Source organism: Pseudomonas sp. PA1(2017), assembly GCF_001945375.1.
Classification (GTDB): Bacteria; Pseudomonadota; Gammaproteobacteria; order Pseudomonadales; family Pseudomonadaceae; genus Aquipseudomonas.
In genome coordinates this window covers 902415-917265 of sequence record NZ_MSXU01000009.1, presented here as the reverse complement: position 1 = coordinate 917265, position 14851 = coordinate 902415, and the positions used below count along the sequence as shown (strand labels likewise).

Genomic DNA, 14851 nt, shown 5'->3' with positions numbered 1-14851 from the left:
CAGCGCTGGGTGGTTCGTTCACGATTGGGTGCAGCTGATCCGCTTGGCACGCGTTGTATTTTTCATTTCTTTAGCTAGACCCATACCTTGAGTCTCCTGGCACAGCTTCTGCTTGGCCAGGTGGGCCGCGCTCTGTCGCCGTGCAGAACGCGTAAACGCCTGGCGTGTTGCACGTCAGCGTCTCCCATTGAACAAGGATCGACCATGAACAAGCTGCTGTTCGTCAGTCTCAGCCTCGTCGCCTGCTCCTACGCCCAAGCCAACGACAAACAGGTGCACTTCTACAACTGGTCCGACTACATGGGGCCGGACACCTTGAAGAACTTCGAGAAGGAAACGGGGATCGCCGTGGCCTACGACGTCTTTGAGACCAACGAGATGCTCGAAGCCAAGCTGCTGTCCGGGCACTCGGGTTATGACCTGGTGGTGCCGTCCAGCCAGTTTCTGTCCAAGCAGATTCGCGCCCAGGTCTATCAGCCCCTCGAGCGCAGCAAGCTGCCCAACTGGTCGCACCTCGATCCCCGCCTGATGCAGCGCCTGGAGGCAGCCGACCCCGGCAACAAGTACGCGGTGCCGTACATGTGGGGCACCGTGGGCATTGGCTACAACGCCGAGAAGGTCAAGGCGGTGCTGGGCGATGGCGCGCCGGTGGATTCCTGGGAACTGGTGTTCAGCCCAGCCAACCTCGCCAAGCTCAAGGGCTGCGGTGTGGCCTTTCTCGATGCGCCGGTGAAAATCATCCCCCAGGCGCTGCATTACCTGGGTCTGGACCCCAACAGCCACGAGCCGGATGACTATGCCAAGGCCTCGGCACTGCTGCAGAAGCTGGCGCCATCGGTGACCTATTTTCACTCGTCGCGCTATATCGCCGACCTGGCCAACGGCGACATCTGCGTGGCGGTCGGCTATTCCGGTGACGTGATGCAGGCCCAGAGTCGCGCCAAGGATGCCGGCAAATCGATGGACATTCGCTACGTGATCCCCAAGGAGGGCGCCAACCTCTGGTTCGATATGCTCGCCATTCCACGCGATGCACGTAATGCCGATGGCGCTCATGCGCTGATCGATTACCTGCTGCGCCCGGAGGTCATCGCCCCGGTCAGCGATTATGTGGGCTATGCCAACCCCAACAAGGACGCCACGGCGTTGCTGGAGCCGAGCGTGCGCGACAACCCGGGCATCTACCCGGCAGACGAGGTGATCGCCAAGCTCTACGTGTCCGCTGACCTTCCCGCGCCGATCCAGCGGATCATCACCCGTGAGTGGACGCGGATCAAAACCGGGCGCTGATTGAGGCTCACGGTGCCTGGTGCTTATCGCCAGGCGCTGCCATAGCGCTTGCTGACCCACCGTTCCGTGGCCAGCAGGGCTGGTGCCTGGGCCGACCATCTGTGTAGGATGGCGGCCGGGTGTTAGCCGCATGGTGCGGTGAGACAGGTCTGTTGCGTTGGTCGGGCCGCCGCGCGGAGTCCGTTCGTCCATGAAAACGCGCCCGTCCCATCAGAATCTTCCCCGTGCCCAGCATCTTGCCGAGCGCACTTTCGACTTCATCCGCAGCCTTTTGCATCGCGAAGCCTTCAGTGGCGTGGTGCTGCTCCTGGCCACCGCCGCGGCGCTGATCTGGGCCAATTCGCCTTACGCCGACAGCTACCACGCGCTCTGGCATGCGCCCGTGTCGTTCGGTTTCGGCAGCTTCGGCTTTTCCCAGTCCCTGCATTTCTGGATCAACGATGGCCTGATGACTCTGTTCTTCCTGGTGGTCGGCATGGAGATCCGCCGGGAAATGCACGATGGCGCCCTGGCCGACCTGCGCCAGGCGTCGTTGCCGATCGCGGCCGCTTGCGGTGGCGTGATCATGCCGGCGCTGATCTACGCCAGCCTCAATCTACAGGGGGCCGGTTTGCACGGTTGGGCGATCCCCGCGGCGACCGACATCGCCTTCGCCGTCGGCCTGCTGGCGCTGCTGGGCAAGGGCATTCCCTCGGGCGTGCGCATCTTTGTGCTGACCCTGGCGGTGATCGACGACGTGATCGCGGTGATCCTCATCGCGCTGTTCTATTCGGACGGGCTCAACTACAGCGGCTTTGCCCTGGCCGGAGTCGGTGCGCTGGCGGTACTCGGTTTGCAGCGTATCGGCATTGGCTCGGCTTTCGCCTATGTACTGCCGGGCGCGCTGATGTGGGGTGGTTTGCTGATGACCGGCGCGCACCCGACCCTGGCCGGGGTGATCCTCGGCCTGATGACGCCGGTGATGTGCCTGCCGACCCGTGAGGTGCCGCGTGACGCCGTGGGCCGTATCGCCCGTGAGCTGGAGGACGACAGCGGCACTGCCGTGGCGTCCAACGAGGCCGCCCAGACGTTGCGTCAGTTGCGCCTGGCCCAGCGCGAGCTGCTGCCGCCGGTGGTGCGCGTACAGCTGGCGCTGCACCCCTGGGTGACCTTTGGCCTGATGCCGCTGTTCGCCCTGGCCAACGCCGGCGTGAGCCTGGGTGGTACCGATCTGTCGTCGGCCACCTCGCACTGGGTGATGATCGGCGTGGCCGTCGCGCTGCTGGTCGGCAAGCCGGTCGGTGTGATCAGCGTCAGTTGGCTGATGGTCAGGCTCGGCCTGTGCCGCCTGCCGGCCGACGTGTCCTGGCGCGGCGTCGCCTTGATCGGTCTGCTGGCCGGTATCGGCTTCACCATGTCGATCTTCATCGCCAATCTGGCCTTCACCGATGCCAACCTGCTGGCTGCTGCCAAGCTCGGCGTGCTGCTGGGCTCGCTGGCTTCGGCGTTGGTGGGGCTGACCTGGGGCGTGCTTTACGTACGTCGCCTGCGTGCGGCTCAAGTTGCCAGCGCAGCTAATCGGTAAAGGGAATTTGCGGTGTGTCCGGGTTCAACTGCTGGCGGCGAAACTGACCAGGCGGCAGGCCGTGGATTTGCCGGAAGCGCCGGGAAAAGTAAGCTTCGTCGGCGAAGCCGCATAACCGCGCCACTTCGCCCACCGGCTTGCTGCCGTTGAGCAGATGGTTGCGGGCGGCGTGCATGCGCCGTTCCAGCACCATGTCACTGAAGGTCTTGCCGACCTCCTTACGCAGCCAGTGGGTCAGGTAGCTCGGCGACAGGTAAGTGGCCGCCGCTACCTTCTTCAGGTTCAGGTCCGGGTCGGCGATATTGCGCCGCAGATACTCGGACATCCGCCCCAGCGCATCGCGCCGGCTCGCCTGGGCGGCGTTGCTTTCCGCCAGTTGCTTGAGCGGCTCGGCGTAGAGCATGCACACCAGGCCGATCAGCTGCAGCATCAGGCCCTTGAGGATTTCCCGTACGCCGAACTGACGGCTGACATCCAGCTCGCGCATCTGCTCGATCAATGCGCACACCTGGGCGAAATGGGTATCGTCCAGGGTGAAGTCCAGGTACTGCTGGAAGCGGAAGGGCGACAGCTCCGGGGCCAGCAGAATGGACACGTCTTCGAGATCCATCGGGTCGCACTGCAGGTGCGGCAACAGAAAGGTCTGGGAGAAATTGATGACGATGAAATTGCTTTCCGGCGGATGGGGAATCACGTGCACCCGGTGGGGCAGGATGAACGCCAGGGTATTGCGCGGGAAGGGGCGCTCGACGTTGCCGATATGCTGCACGGTGTCGCCGCCCAGGTTGATCTGCACCTGGAAGTATTCATGGCGGTGGGGCGCGGTTTCGGCGCGACGGCCTCTCTTGTCGCGGATATAGAAGTCCGTCAGCTCGCTACGCTGTTGCATGAAATAGGTAGGAATCTGACTCAGTGACGACATCCACCCGCTCTCTATCAAGAATGTTTCGCAACATATTGGCTGCTCACGAAGCGCTCTGGCAAGCGGGTTGTACGATGATCTGCCTTGGCCACGACGATAATTCTTCGTGCTGCTCATGAGGGTCTGTCCAAAATATGGGCGGGGCGTATTTTTGCCTTCGGCTGCTCTAGGGCAGTACTTTCAGCCGATTTTTACAGATTCTCTGGGGAGCCCGGTGCAGCAGGATTTTTTGGACTGGTTCAATCGACCTGAAAGGCACCGGAGAAAACGATCTAACGGAAATATTGATTTACAAAGGTTGTACGATCACCTTAAGGGCCATGCACAGCGACATCTCATCCAAAAACAATCACAGGTGCAGCTCGATGGTTTTTCGCCCCGTTTCACGGCCCTCCGCCCATTCGCCCCCACATCCAACGTCGTGCCCCGGCCGCGCGAGCTGATGTTGCGCGCCGCCATTTTCTAGCCCCAACGCCCATGAACACGCTCACCCCGATTACCGCGGGTGCAGGGCGCGTTCGCCCGAAAAAACTCGATATTCCAATTATAAGAGGTCACCCATGTCGAGCATTCCCACTTCCCAGGCCGCTGCTGCCGAGCACCCCGGTGCCACCGAGGCCGCCGTACCGCGCAGCCTGCCGACCCGTCGGCGCTGGTTCATGCTGTCGCTGCTGCTGATCGCGACCATCATCAACTACGTCGATCGGGTGAACATCTCCATCGCCGCGCCGTTCATGGCCGAGGATCTCGGCCTGGACAAGATCCAGATGGGCCTGATCTTCTCGGCGTTCGCCTGGACCTACGCCCTGGCCCTGGTGCCGGCGGGGTTCGTGGCCGACCGCTTCGGCTCGCGACTCACCTATGGCGTATCACTGATCAGCTGGTCGGCGGTCACCGTATGCCAGGGCCTGGTCAGCAGCTTCGGTGCGTTGTTCGGCTTGCGCCTGGCAGTCGGCGCCATGGAAGCGCCGGCCTTTCCCGCCAACAGCCGGGCGGTAACGGTGTGGTTTCCGGCCCGCGAGCGCGGCATGGCCAGCAGCATCTACGTGTGCGGCCAGTACCTGGGGACGGCACTGTTCACCGGCGCGCTGCTGTGGTTGGCGACGACTTACGACTGGCGGCACATCTTCTATACCACGGGTGCGGCGGGGATCGTGTTCGGGGTGATCTGGCTGTACCTGTACCGCGACCCGATGAATTGCAAGAAGGTCAGCAAGGAAGAATTGCAGTACATCGAGGAGGGCGGGGCACTGGCCAAGAGCAGCCAGCAGCGCACCAGGTTCAACTGGCGCCAGGTCGCCGAGCTGTTCCGCTACCGCCAGGTGTGGGCGATCTGCATCGGCAAGTTCGCCAGCACCTCGGCGCTGTATTTCTTCCTGACATGGTTCCCGACCTACCTGATCGAAGAGCGCAACCTGACCATCATCAAGGTCGGCATCTTCGCGGTGATGCCATTCATAGGCGCCACGGTGGGCATCCTGCTGGCGGGGATCGTCTCCGACCTGCTGATCCGCCGCGGCTACTCGCTGTCCTTTGCACGCAAGCTGCCGTTGGTGGTGGGCTCGATGCTCGGCATGTCGATCGTGCTGGTCAACTTCACCGACTCCAACGTGCTGTGCATCGCCATCCTCACCCTGGCGTTCTTTGCCCAGGGCATCGCGTCGTCGTCCTGGGCGGCGGTCTCGGAAGTCGCACCCAAGGAGCTGATCGGCCTGACCGGCGGCGTCACCAGCCTGGCGGCCAACATCGGCGGCATCGTCACGCCCATCGTGATCGGCGCCATCGTGCAGGCTACCGGCTCGTTCGCCATGGCCTTCTGGTTCATCGGCGGCGTGGCGCTGATGGGCACCCTGTCGTACTCGCTGCTGCTGGGGCGGCTGTATCGCATCCAGTTGCAGGCGCGCTGAGCGGTAATTGGCCGGTTTTCTCCAAGAGCAAGCGTCTTTCGTCCAACTTTTTGCGCTCAGCCGGCTTTAGGCTGAGCGCTCCAGACAGGAGTCCAACAACAATGACTTCCACTTCCTATGTGTTTACCCCCGAACCCCAGGTGAGCCTGCCGGTCGCCGGCAGCGACGAGCGCTTTCCGGTGGGCCGCGTGTTCTGCGTGGGGCGCAACTACCCGTGGCCGGGCGCCAGCGACGTAAAGCCCGATGCACCGGTGTTCTTCATGAAGCCGGCCAGCGCCGTGGTCGAGGCGGTGGGCGAAGTGATCTACCCACCGATGACGGACGAGTTCTGCCATGAGATCGAATTCGTGGTGGCGATCGGCAAGGTCGGTGCCGCTATCGACCAGGCCGATGCCTTGCAGCACGTGTGGGGCTACGCCGCCGGCCTCGACCTGACCCGCCGCGATATTCAGATGCGCGTAAAGAGCGCCGGCATGGCCTGGGAAATGGCCAAGGTGTTCGACGGCGCCGCACCGATCACGGCGGTGGTGCCGGTCGCAGAGGCCGGGCACCCGGAGCGGGGCGCGGTGTGGCTGAGGGTGAATGGCCAGGAACGCCAGCGCAGCGCGCTCGACGAGCAGATCTTCGCGGTCAGCGAGGTGGTCAGCCTGCTGTCGCACCTGGTGCCGCTGCGCCCCGGCGACCTGATCATGACCGGCACGCCCCACGGCGTCGCCGCCTTGAACCCGGGCGATGTGATCAACGCCGGCATCGACGGCGTGGCCGAGCTGGAAATGCGCGTCGGCAGCCGCCCCTAGAGTTCGCTCAACCGTTACCTGTGGGAGCGCGCCATGCGCGAAATCACCGGCGTGGCCCGGTCCCACATGAGTTCTCATCATTTCGTATCGGCATGACGACAGGCCGTGAACCGCTCACTGAGGAGACCCACGTATGTCCCAACAATCCCTGAACAAGGTGGCCCTGGTCACTGGCGCCGGCAGCGGCATCGGCAAGGCCGTGGCTGAAGCGCTGATGGCCGACGGCTTTTCTCTGGTGCTGGCCGGGCGCCGGCCCGAGCCGCTGCTGGCGATGGTCGAGGCTGCCCGCAGCCGTGGTCAGGACGCCATCGCGGTACCGACCGATGTCCGCGATCCGGCCAGCGTCGATGCCCTGTTCGCCAGCGTCGAGGAGGTCTATGGGCGGCTCGACGTGATCTTCAACAACGCCGGCGTCAACACGCCAGCCGTGACGCTGGACGAGCTGGATGTCGAGCAGTGGCGCAACGTCATCGACACCAACCTCAACGGCGTTTTCCTCTGCGCGCGTGGCGCGTTCCGGCTGATGCGCAAGCAGTCGCCCCAGGGCGGGCGGATCATCAACAACGGCTCGATCTCGGCGCACACGCCGCGGCCCTACAGCAGCGCCTACACCACCAGCAAGCACGCGGTGCTGGGGCTGACCAAGTCCCTGGCGCTCGACGGCCGCGAGTTCGGCATCGCCTGCAGCCAGATCGACATCGGCAACGCCCTGACCGAGCTGTCGGTGCGCATGACCAAGGGCGTGCGCCAGGCCAATGGCGAGATCGCCGTCGAGCCGATGGTCGACGTCAGCCACGTTGCCGACGCAGTGCGCTACATCGCCGCGCTGCCGTTGTCGGCCAACGTGCTGAACATGACCGTGATGGCCACCAACATGCCCTTCGTCGGGCGTGGCTGATCGGCAGTTCGTCGACGCGACCTGCCCAAGACAACAATCGAGGTACCCATGAAACCAGAAGTCCTGCAGCTCAGCCCCATCCTGATTCCAGAGATCCGCGACCAGCTCGGCGAGCTGTTCACCATTCGCCGTTACTACGAGCAGGCCGACAAGGCCGCCTATCTGGCGCAGCACGGCGCCAACATCCGCGGTGTCATCACCGGCGGGCACACCGGCATCAGCCAGGCGGTGATGGCGCAGTTGCCGAATCTCGAAGTGGTGGCGGTCAACGGCGTGGGTACCGATGCGATCGATCTGGCCTATGCGCGTGACCGCGGCATCCAGGTCACCGCCACCATCGGCGCGCTGACCGAAGACGTCGCCGACCTGGCCATTGGCCTGCTGATCGACCTGTGCCGAGGCATCAGCACCGGTGATCGTTACGTGCGCAGCGGCCAATGGGCGAAAAGCGCCACGCCACTGGTGCCGTTACCGCTGGCCCGGCAGTTCTCCGGCATGCGCATCGGCATCGTCGGCATGGGCCGGGTAGGGCGTGCGGTAGCCGCCCGTGCCGCGGCCTTCGGTTGCCCGATCAGCTACACCGATCTGCAGCCGATGAACGACGTGCCGCACACCTTCGTGGCCGATCTGCTGAGCCTGGCCGATGGCAGCGATGCGCTGATCCTGGCGGCGGCCGCGGACAAGGGCGAGGCCATCGTCAATGCCGAGGTGCTGCATGCCCTGGGGCGCGACAGCTACCTGATCAATATCGCCCGCGGCAAGCTGGTCGACGAGCCCGCCCTGGTCGCCGCGTTGCAGAGCGGGCAGATCGCCGGTGCCGGGTTGGACGTGTTCGCCGACGAGCCTCGGGTGCCAGGCGAGCTGTTCGAGCTCGAGCAAGTGGTGCTGCAGCCGCACCGCGCCAGCGCCACGGTGCAGACCCGCACGCGCATGGGGCAGATGGTCGTCGCCAGCCTGGTCGACGTGTTCGCCGGGCGCAAGCCGAACGGCAGCGTCACCGGCTGACTCTTGCGGATGGCGGCTCGCCGAGCCGCCCTTTGGGGCCGTGCGGCCCCTGTTTTATCCTGCGCTGGCCCGTCGACAGCGTGCACGCCTGTCCCGGCCAAGCCTTGTCCGTCCTGGCAAGCGATTTCCCGGCAGAAAAAATGGTTTTTTCGCGCGGCGCTTTTGAGTAAAGTGCGGGCCTCTTTGGGGAGTAGCCTGCTTCCGGGTTCGCTCGGCAGCGTTCGTATCAACATTCTCGGCAGCAGCCGTGGTACGAACACCTTTCGGTTGGTGAGACCAATGACAGATACGTGCCTAAGGTCGGGCGCGTGTATCCGTCATTGACTCATAGCCCGACCGAGACGTAACCGTGAGCCTCCTTTCTCTTGTCTTCCTGGCCTTCGCCATGTCCACCGATGCCTTTGCTGCCGCTGTCGGCAAGGGTGCCTCGCTGCATAAACCCAGGTTTCTCGATGCACTGCGCACCGGCCTGATCTTTGGCGTGATCGAAGCCATCACCCCGGTGGTCGGCTGGTTCATTGGCCAGGCGGCGGCGGGGTACGTGGAGGAGTGGGATCACTGGATCGCCTTTACGCTGTTACTGCTGCTCGGCGGCCACATGATCTACGCCGGTCTGCAGCCTGAAAGCGACGATGGCGAAGAAGACAAACCCAAGTCCCATTCCTTCTGGCTGCTGGCCGCCACGGCGTTCGCCACCAGCATCGACGCACTGGCCGTTGGCGTCGGCCTGGCGTTCGTCGACGTGAATATCTGGTTTGCCGCACTGGCCATCGGCCTGGCGACCATGACCATGGTCACCATCGGCGTGATGCTCGGCCGCCTGATTGGCACCGCCATCGGCCGCAAGGCGGAGATTCTCGGCGGCCTGGTATTGATCGGCGTGGGCGCTGCAATTCTCTACGAGCACACCCTGTAAGGAAGGCTGCTGAGTTCAAGACGCCATTCCAGCGTTGAAAATCAAACCCGATCTATATCGGCAAACACGATACATATAGATGAATCACTTCGTGTTTCCGAATGTTTCTGCAGCCGCTGCGCTTGTATAATTTCTGGTTAACCGCCCGTTGGGCTCTTTTGCAACGACTTCGTGGATTCTTCGATGGCAAACGATTCATCACCACCTTCGGCTGTCGCGCGGCTCTGGCTCGCTGCGCTCGGCTTGGTCATCCTGGCGACTGGGCTGTTCTTCGGCGTCCATGGTTACCGCCTGGTCGCGCTCGGCGGCAGCGTGTATTTCCTGATCGCTGGGGTGATGATGCTGGCGGCTGCCGTGCAGATCATGCGCGCGCGGATTTCCGGTGGTGTGCTGTTCGCACTGGTGTTCGTCGGCTCGCTGGCCTGGTCATTATGGGACGCTGGGCTGGATTTCTGGCCACTGATCTCGCGTCTGATGGTGCCTACCGGCTTCATGATCTGCGTGGCGCTGTCCTTTCCGCTGTTGCAACGCGGTAATCGCCGTGCCGCAACGCCGGCACCGGCCTTCATCGCAGCTGGTGTATTGACGCTGGGCTTCGGTGCCGCGGTGTGGGGCATGTTCCAGCCCCATCCGGTAGTGGCCGCCACTGGTAAGGCGCCGGTGGCAACACCGGCGAGCGAGGCGCAGCAGAACTGGGAGCACTACGGCAACACGCCTGGCGGCTCGCGGTTCGTCGCGCTGGACCAGATCACGCCCAAGAACGTCAAGGAGTTGCAGGTCGCCTGGACCTATCGCACCGGTGACGTGCCGGAGAGCCCGACCGGCAATGGCGCCGAAGACCAGCAGACACCGCTGCAGGTCGGCGACCGGGTATTCCTGTGCACCCCGCACAACAACGTGATCGCCCTGGAAGCGGCCACCGGCAAGGAAATCTGGAACCGGCAGATCAACGCTCAGCAGAAGAAGTGGATGCGTTGCCGCGGCCTGGCGTATTTCGATGCCACGCGGCCCATCGCCCAGCCCACTCAGCCGAACTCCACGCCTATCAAGGTGCCCAGCGTGCCAGCGGGTGCTGCTTGCCAGCAGCGCATCCTGATGAACAGCATCGAGTCCGAACTGATCGCTCTGGACGCCAATACCGGTGAATTCTGCGCGGATTTCGGCGTGCAGGGTCGTGTCGACCTCAAGGCCGGTATCGGCAAGGGCGCCGACGCGGGGCAGTACTCGTTGACTTCTGCGCCGACCCTGGCCGGCACCACAGTAGTAGTGGGTGGGCGGGTGGCCGATAACGTCAGCACCGACATGCCGGGCGGGGTGATGCGCGGCTTTGACGTGATCACCGGCGAACTGCGCTGGGCCTTCGACCCGGGCAACCCGGACGAGCGCGAAGCGCCTGCGGCGGGTGACACCTACACTCGTTCCACGCCGAACGTGTGGGCGCCGATGTCCTACGACCCGGACTCCAACACGGTGTTCATGCCGGTCGGCAGCGCTGCCATCGACCTGTGGGGCGTCAAGCACACCGCGCTGGATCGCAAGTACGGCGCTTCGATGCTGGCGCTGGACGCCACCACCGGCAACGAGAAATGGGTCTACCAAGTCGTGCACAACGACCTCTGGGACTTCGACGTGCCGATGCAGCCCAGCCTGATCGACTTTACCCAGGCCGATGGCAGCAAGGTACCAGCGCTGGTATTCGGTACCAAGGCCGGCCAGCTGTTCGTGCTCGACCGCCTGACTGGCAAGCCGCTGACCGAGGTGCAGGAGCGTCCGGTGCAGCCGGGGCAGATCAAGGGCGAGAGCTACTCGCCAACCCAGCCGGTTTCCGTCGGCATGCCGCAGATCGGGGCCGATACGCTGACCGAGTCCGACATGTGGGGCGCGACACCATTCGACCAGCTGATGTGCCGCATCAAGTTCAAATCGATGCGTTATGACGGCCTGTTCACCGCGCCCGGCACCGACCCGTCGCTGAACCTGCCAGGCTCGCTGGGCGGCATGAACTGGGGTGGCCTGTCGGTCGACCCGACGCGCAACTACCTGTTCGTCAACGACATGCGCGTGGGCCTGGAAGTACAGCTGATTCCCCAGCCTGCCGAGGGCAGTGCGCCGAAGAACGACGGCGGCGAGGCAGCCAATATCGCCAACGCCGCGGTGCCGCTGGAAGGCACGCCGTACGCGATCAACGCCAAGCTGCGCTTCACCTCGCCGCTGGATATCCCATGCCAGAAGCCGCCGTTCGGCACCCTGACCGCCGTCGACCTGAACACCCGGCAGATCGCCTGGCAAGTGCCGGTCGGCACTGTGCAGGACACCGGCCCGATGGGTATCAAGATGCATCTGCCGATTCCGGTCGGCATGCCGACCATCGGTGGCACGTTGTCCACCCAGAGCGGCCTGCTGTTCATTGCCGCTACACAGGATTACTACCTGCGCGCTTACGACAGCAGCACCGGGCAGGAAGTCTGGAAGGGCCGCTTGCCGGTCGGCAGCCAGGGTACGCCGATCAGCTACAAGGATCCGGCCACTGGCAAGCAGTACATCGTGATCTCGGCTGGTGGAGCCCGTAACTCTCCAGATCGTGGCGATTACGTCATCGCTTACGCATTGCCGGACTGAGTCCGCAAGCCCCTGCCGCGACCGTGCTGCAGGGGCTTTTTCTTTCCAGGCGTCGCGCGACGGCCTGATCTGCAGACGCGCTCCGAAGTAGCGCGGTCCTGTATCCGCCTCTGAGAACCCGTTCATAATCTTTAAGTACAGGTTCGTCGATTTTGGCAGCTAGGTGGCGGGAGCGGTCATCGGCGCAGTACCTGTGGGAGCGGGTCATGCCCGCGATTTTTCGCGCGCATGGCGCGCTCCCACAGTGGGTCAGCGAACGGCCGCTTCTGCCTCGTTGCCGCTCCATGCGCAGAAAGATCGTGAAAAGGCTCTGAGGGCCATCGTGGTCGTCATATGCTTATTCGATATCAATATTTCCCGCGTCTGATCTTCTTCGTTATTTTCTCGTCACTACTTGTTATGACAAGCTGATCGAAAAGGATACAGATGCCTCAGCTCATTCCCTTGTCGCCCGTTCCCCTGTACAGCCAGCTCAAGGAGCTGCTGCGCTCGCGCATTCTCGATGGCACCTATGCGCCGCACAGCCGCATGCCCTCGGAGAACGAATTGGGCCAGACCTACGGCGTCAGCCGCATCACCGTACGCCAGGCATTGGGTGACCTGCAGAAGGAAGGGCTGATCTTCAAGATCCACGGCAAGGGCACCTTCGTGGCCAAGCCCAAGGCGTTCCAAAACGTCAGCACCCTGCAGGGCCTGGGCGAATCGATGAAGCAGATGGGCTACGAAGTGCTCAACAAACTGCGCAGCCTGCGCCACGTTCCGGCGCCGGCATTGGTTGCCGAGCGCCTGCAGGTGGCAGAGGGCAGCACTGTCACGGAAATCCGCCGGGTGCGGTTGATCAACCGCGAACCTATCTCCCTGGAGATCACCTGGTTACCCCATGCCATTGGCGAGAAGCTGGAAAAGACCGATCTGGTGACCCGCGACATTTTCCTCATCCTGGAAAACGATTGCGGCATCGCCCTCGGCCATGCCGACCTGGCCATCGACGCCGTGCTCTCCGACAGCGACCTGACCCAGGCGCTGAACGTGGAAGAAGGCTCGCCGATCATGCGTATCGAGCGCCTGACTCACACTGCTGACGGCACACCGCTGGACTTCGAACACCTCTATTACCGCGGCGATGCCTTCCAGTATCGCCTGCGCATCGACCGACAGAAGAGCGCCCAATCATGAGCATCGAGACCCGGGAGCAGGAATACGACATCGTCGTCATCGGCGGCGGCACGGCTGGCCCGATGGCGGCGATCAAAGCCAAAGAGCGCAACAAGAACCTGCGCGTGCTGCTGGTCGACAAGGCCAACGTCAAGCGCAGTGGTGCCATCAGTATGGGCATGGACGGCCTCAATAACGCGGTGATCCCCGGCCACGCCACGCCGGAGCAGTACACCAAGGAAATCACCGTAGCCAACGACGGCATCGTCAACCAGGCCGCCGTGTACGCCTATGCCACTCATAGCTTCGAAACCATCGAGCAACTCGACCGCTGGGGCGTGAAGTTCGAGAAAGATGAAACCGGCGACTATGCGGTGAAGAAGGTTCACCACATGGGCGCCTACGTGCTGCCGATGCCTGAAGGGCACGACATCAAGAAGGTGCTGTATCGCCAGCTCAAGCGCGCCCGGGTGGACATCACCAATCGCCTGGTGGCCACACGCCTGCTGACCGCTGCCGACGGCTCGGTCAACGGCCTGATTGGTTTCGACTGCCGCACCGCCGATTTCCACGTGATCAAGGCCAAGGCGGTGATTCTCTGCTGCGGCGCGGCCGGACGTCTCGGGCTGCCGTCTTCTGGGTACCTGATGGGCACCTACGAGAACCCGACCAATGCCGGCGACGGCTATGCCATGGCGTATCACGCCGGTGCCGAGCTGGCCAATCTGGAGTGCTTCCAGATCAACCCGCTGATCAAAGATTACAACGGCCCGGCCTGCGCCTACGTGACCGGTCCGCTGGGGGGCTATACCGCCAACAACAAGGGCGAGCGCTTCATCGAGTGCGATTACTGGAGCGGCCAGATGATGTGGGAGTTCCATCAGGAACTCGAAGGTGGTAACGGTCCGGTGTTCCTCAAACTCGATCACCTGGCCGAGGAAACCATCCAGAACATCGAGGAAATTCTACACAGCAACGAGCGCCCCAGCCGCGGCCAGTTCCATGCCGGGCGGGGCACCGACTACCGCTCCAGCATGGTCGAGATGCACATCTCCGAGATCGGCTTTTGCAGTGGCCACAGCGCTTCCGGCGTATGGGTCAACGAGCGGGCGGAAACCTCGGTCAAGGGCCTGTATTCGGCCGGAGACATGGCGGCGGTGCCGCACAACTACATGCTCGGCGCCTTCACCTACGGCTGGTTCGCCGGCAACAACGCTGCCGACTTCGTCGCCGAGCGCGACTATAGCGCACTGGATCAGGCGCAGATCGACGCCGAGCGGGCGCGGGTCTACGCGCCGCTGAACCGCGAGTACGGCCTGCCGCCGGCCCAGGTGGAGTACAAGCTGCGCCGTTTCGTGAATGACTACCTGCAGCCGCCCAAGGTGACCAGGAAGATGGAGATCGGTCTGCAGCGCTTTGCCGCCATCGAAGCGGATCTGAGCGAGCTGAAGGCCAACAACGCCCACGAGCTGATGCGCGCCATGGAAGTCAGCGTGATCCGCGACTGCGCCGAGATGGCCGCCCGTGCTTCGCTGTTTCGCAAGGAAAGCCGCTGGGGTTTGTACCACCACCGGGTCGATCACCCGCAGCGCAACGACGCCGAGTGGTTCGTGCACTGCCACCTGAAAAAGGACGAGCACGGCCAGATGGTCAGCTTCAAGAAGCCGGTCGAGCCTTACCTGATCCCGCTGGATAACGAAGAACAGCAGGCCTACAACCGCCTGCGGGTGAAGATCGAAGCGGCATGATGAGTCGCTGATCAGACGCAGAAAAATACG

The 14851-nt window shown here is 63.4% G+C and carries 11 protein-coding genes and 1 riboswitch; of the genes, 10 read left to right on the top strand and 1 reads right to left on the bottom strand.

Translation table 11 applies throughout. The features are described from left to right. The first annotated feature begins 204 nt into the window (after nt 1-204). A complete protein-coding gene (locus BVH01_RS11335) occupies nt 205-1290 on the top strand; it encodes a polyamine ABC transporter substrate-binding protein (RefSeq protein WP_075930406.1) in 1086 nt (361 codons plus the stop codon). Nucleotides 1291-1480: 190 nt separating this feature from the next. Next, the gene (gene nhaA / locus BVH01_RS11330) at nt 1481-2854 is read left to right on the top strand and encodes a Na+/H+ antiporter NhaA (protein WP_075930405.1); all 1374 of its coding nucleotides are present in this window, start codon (nt 1481-1483) and stop codon (nt 2852-2854) included. Here nhaA and BVH01_RS11325 read toward each other — a convergent pair. Beyond that, nucleotides 2844-3776, bottom strand: a complete 933-nt coding sequence (locus tag BVH01_RS11325) for an AraC family transcriptional regulator (RefSeq protein WP_075930404.1) — start codon at nt 3774-3776, stop codon at nt 2844-2846. The two genes, nhaA and BVH01_RS11325, sit on opposite strands and share 11 nt — an antisense overlap. A gap of 560 nt (nt 3777-4336) precedes the next feature. Between BVH01_RS11325 and BVH01_RS11320 the strand changes: the two genes are divergently transcribed. From BVH01_RS11320 to BVH01_RS11285, 8 genes are all read left to right on the top strand, one after another. Further along, nucleotides 4337-5683: an MFS transporter gene (locus BVH01_RS11320; RefSeq protein WP_075930403.1), complete on the top strand. Its 1347-nt coding sequence runs from the start codon at nt 4337-4339 to the stop codon at nt 5681-5683. 101 nt (nt 5684-5784) lie between these two features. Next, entirely contained in the window at nt 5785-6480 is a 696-nt protein-coding gene (locus tag BVH01_RS11315; RefSeq protein WP_075930402.1) for a fumarylacetoacetate hydrolase family protein, read from the top strand. Between the two features lie 133 nt (nt 6481-6613). Further along, nucleotides 6614-7378: an SDR family oxidoreductase gene (locus tag BVH01_RS11310; RefSeq protein WP_027910692.1), complete on the top strand. Its 765-nt coding sequence runs from the start codon at nt 6614-6616 to the stop codon at nt 7376-7378. Between the two features lie 48 nt (nt 7379-7426). Further along, a complete protein-coding gene (locus tag BVH01_RS11305) occupies nt 7427-8383 on the top strand; it encodes a 2-hydroxyacid dehydrogenase (protein ID WP_075930401.1) in 957 nt (318 codons plus the stop codon). 178 nt (nt 8384-8561) lie between these two features. Beyond that, a riboswitch (yybP-ykoY riboswitch) is annotated at nt 8562-8728 on the top strand. A 4-nt stretch (nt 8729-8732) separates the two neighbouring features. Further along, nucleotides 8733-9299, top strand: coding sequence for a manganese efflux pump MntP (mntP, locus tag BVH01_RS11300; protein ID WP_075930400.1), 567 nt, complete (start codon nt 8733-8735; stop codon nt 9297-9299). Nucleotides 9300-9482: 183 nt separating this feature from the next. Beyond that, nucleotides 9483-11918, top strand: a complete 2436-nt coding sequence (locus tag BVH01_RS11295) for a membrane-bound PQQ-dependent dehydrogenase, glucose/quinate/shikimate family (protein WP_075930399.1) — start codon at nt 9483-9485, stop codon at nt 11916-11918. Between the two features lie 426 nt (nt 11919-12344). Continuing rightward, the gene (locus BVH01_RS11290; protein ID WP_075930398.1) at nt 12345-13094 is read left to right on the top strand and encodes a GntR family transcriptional regulator; all 750 of its coding nucleotides are present in this window, start codon (nt 12345-12347) and stop codon (nt 13092-13094) included. 2 nt (nt 13095-13096) lie between these two features. Then, entirely contained in the window at nt 13097-14821 is a 1725-nt protein-coding gene (locus tag BVH01_RS11285) for a fumarate reductase/succinate dehydrogenase flavoprotein subunit (RefSeq protein WP_168177287.1), read from the top strand. Nucleotides 14822-14851: the final 30 nt, after the last annotated feature.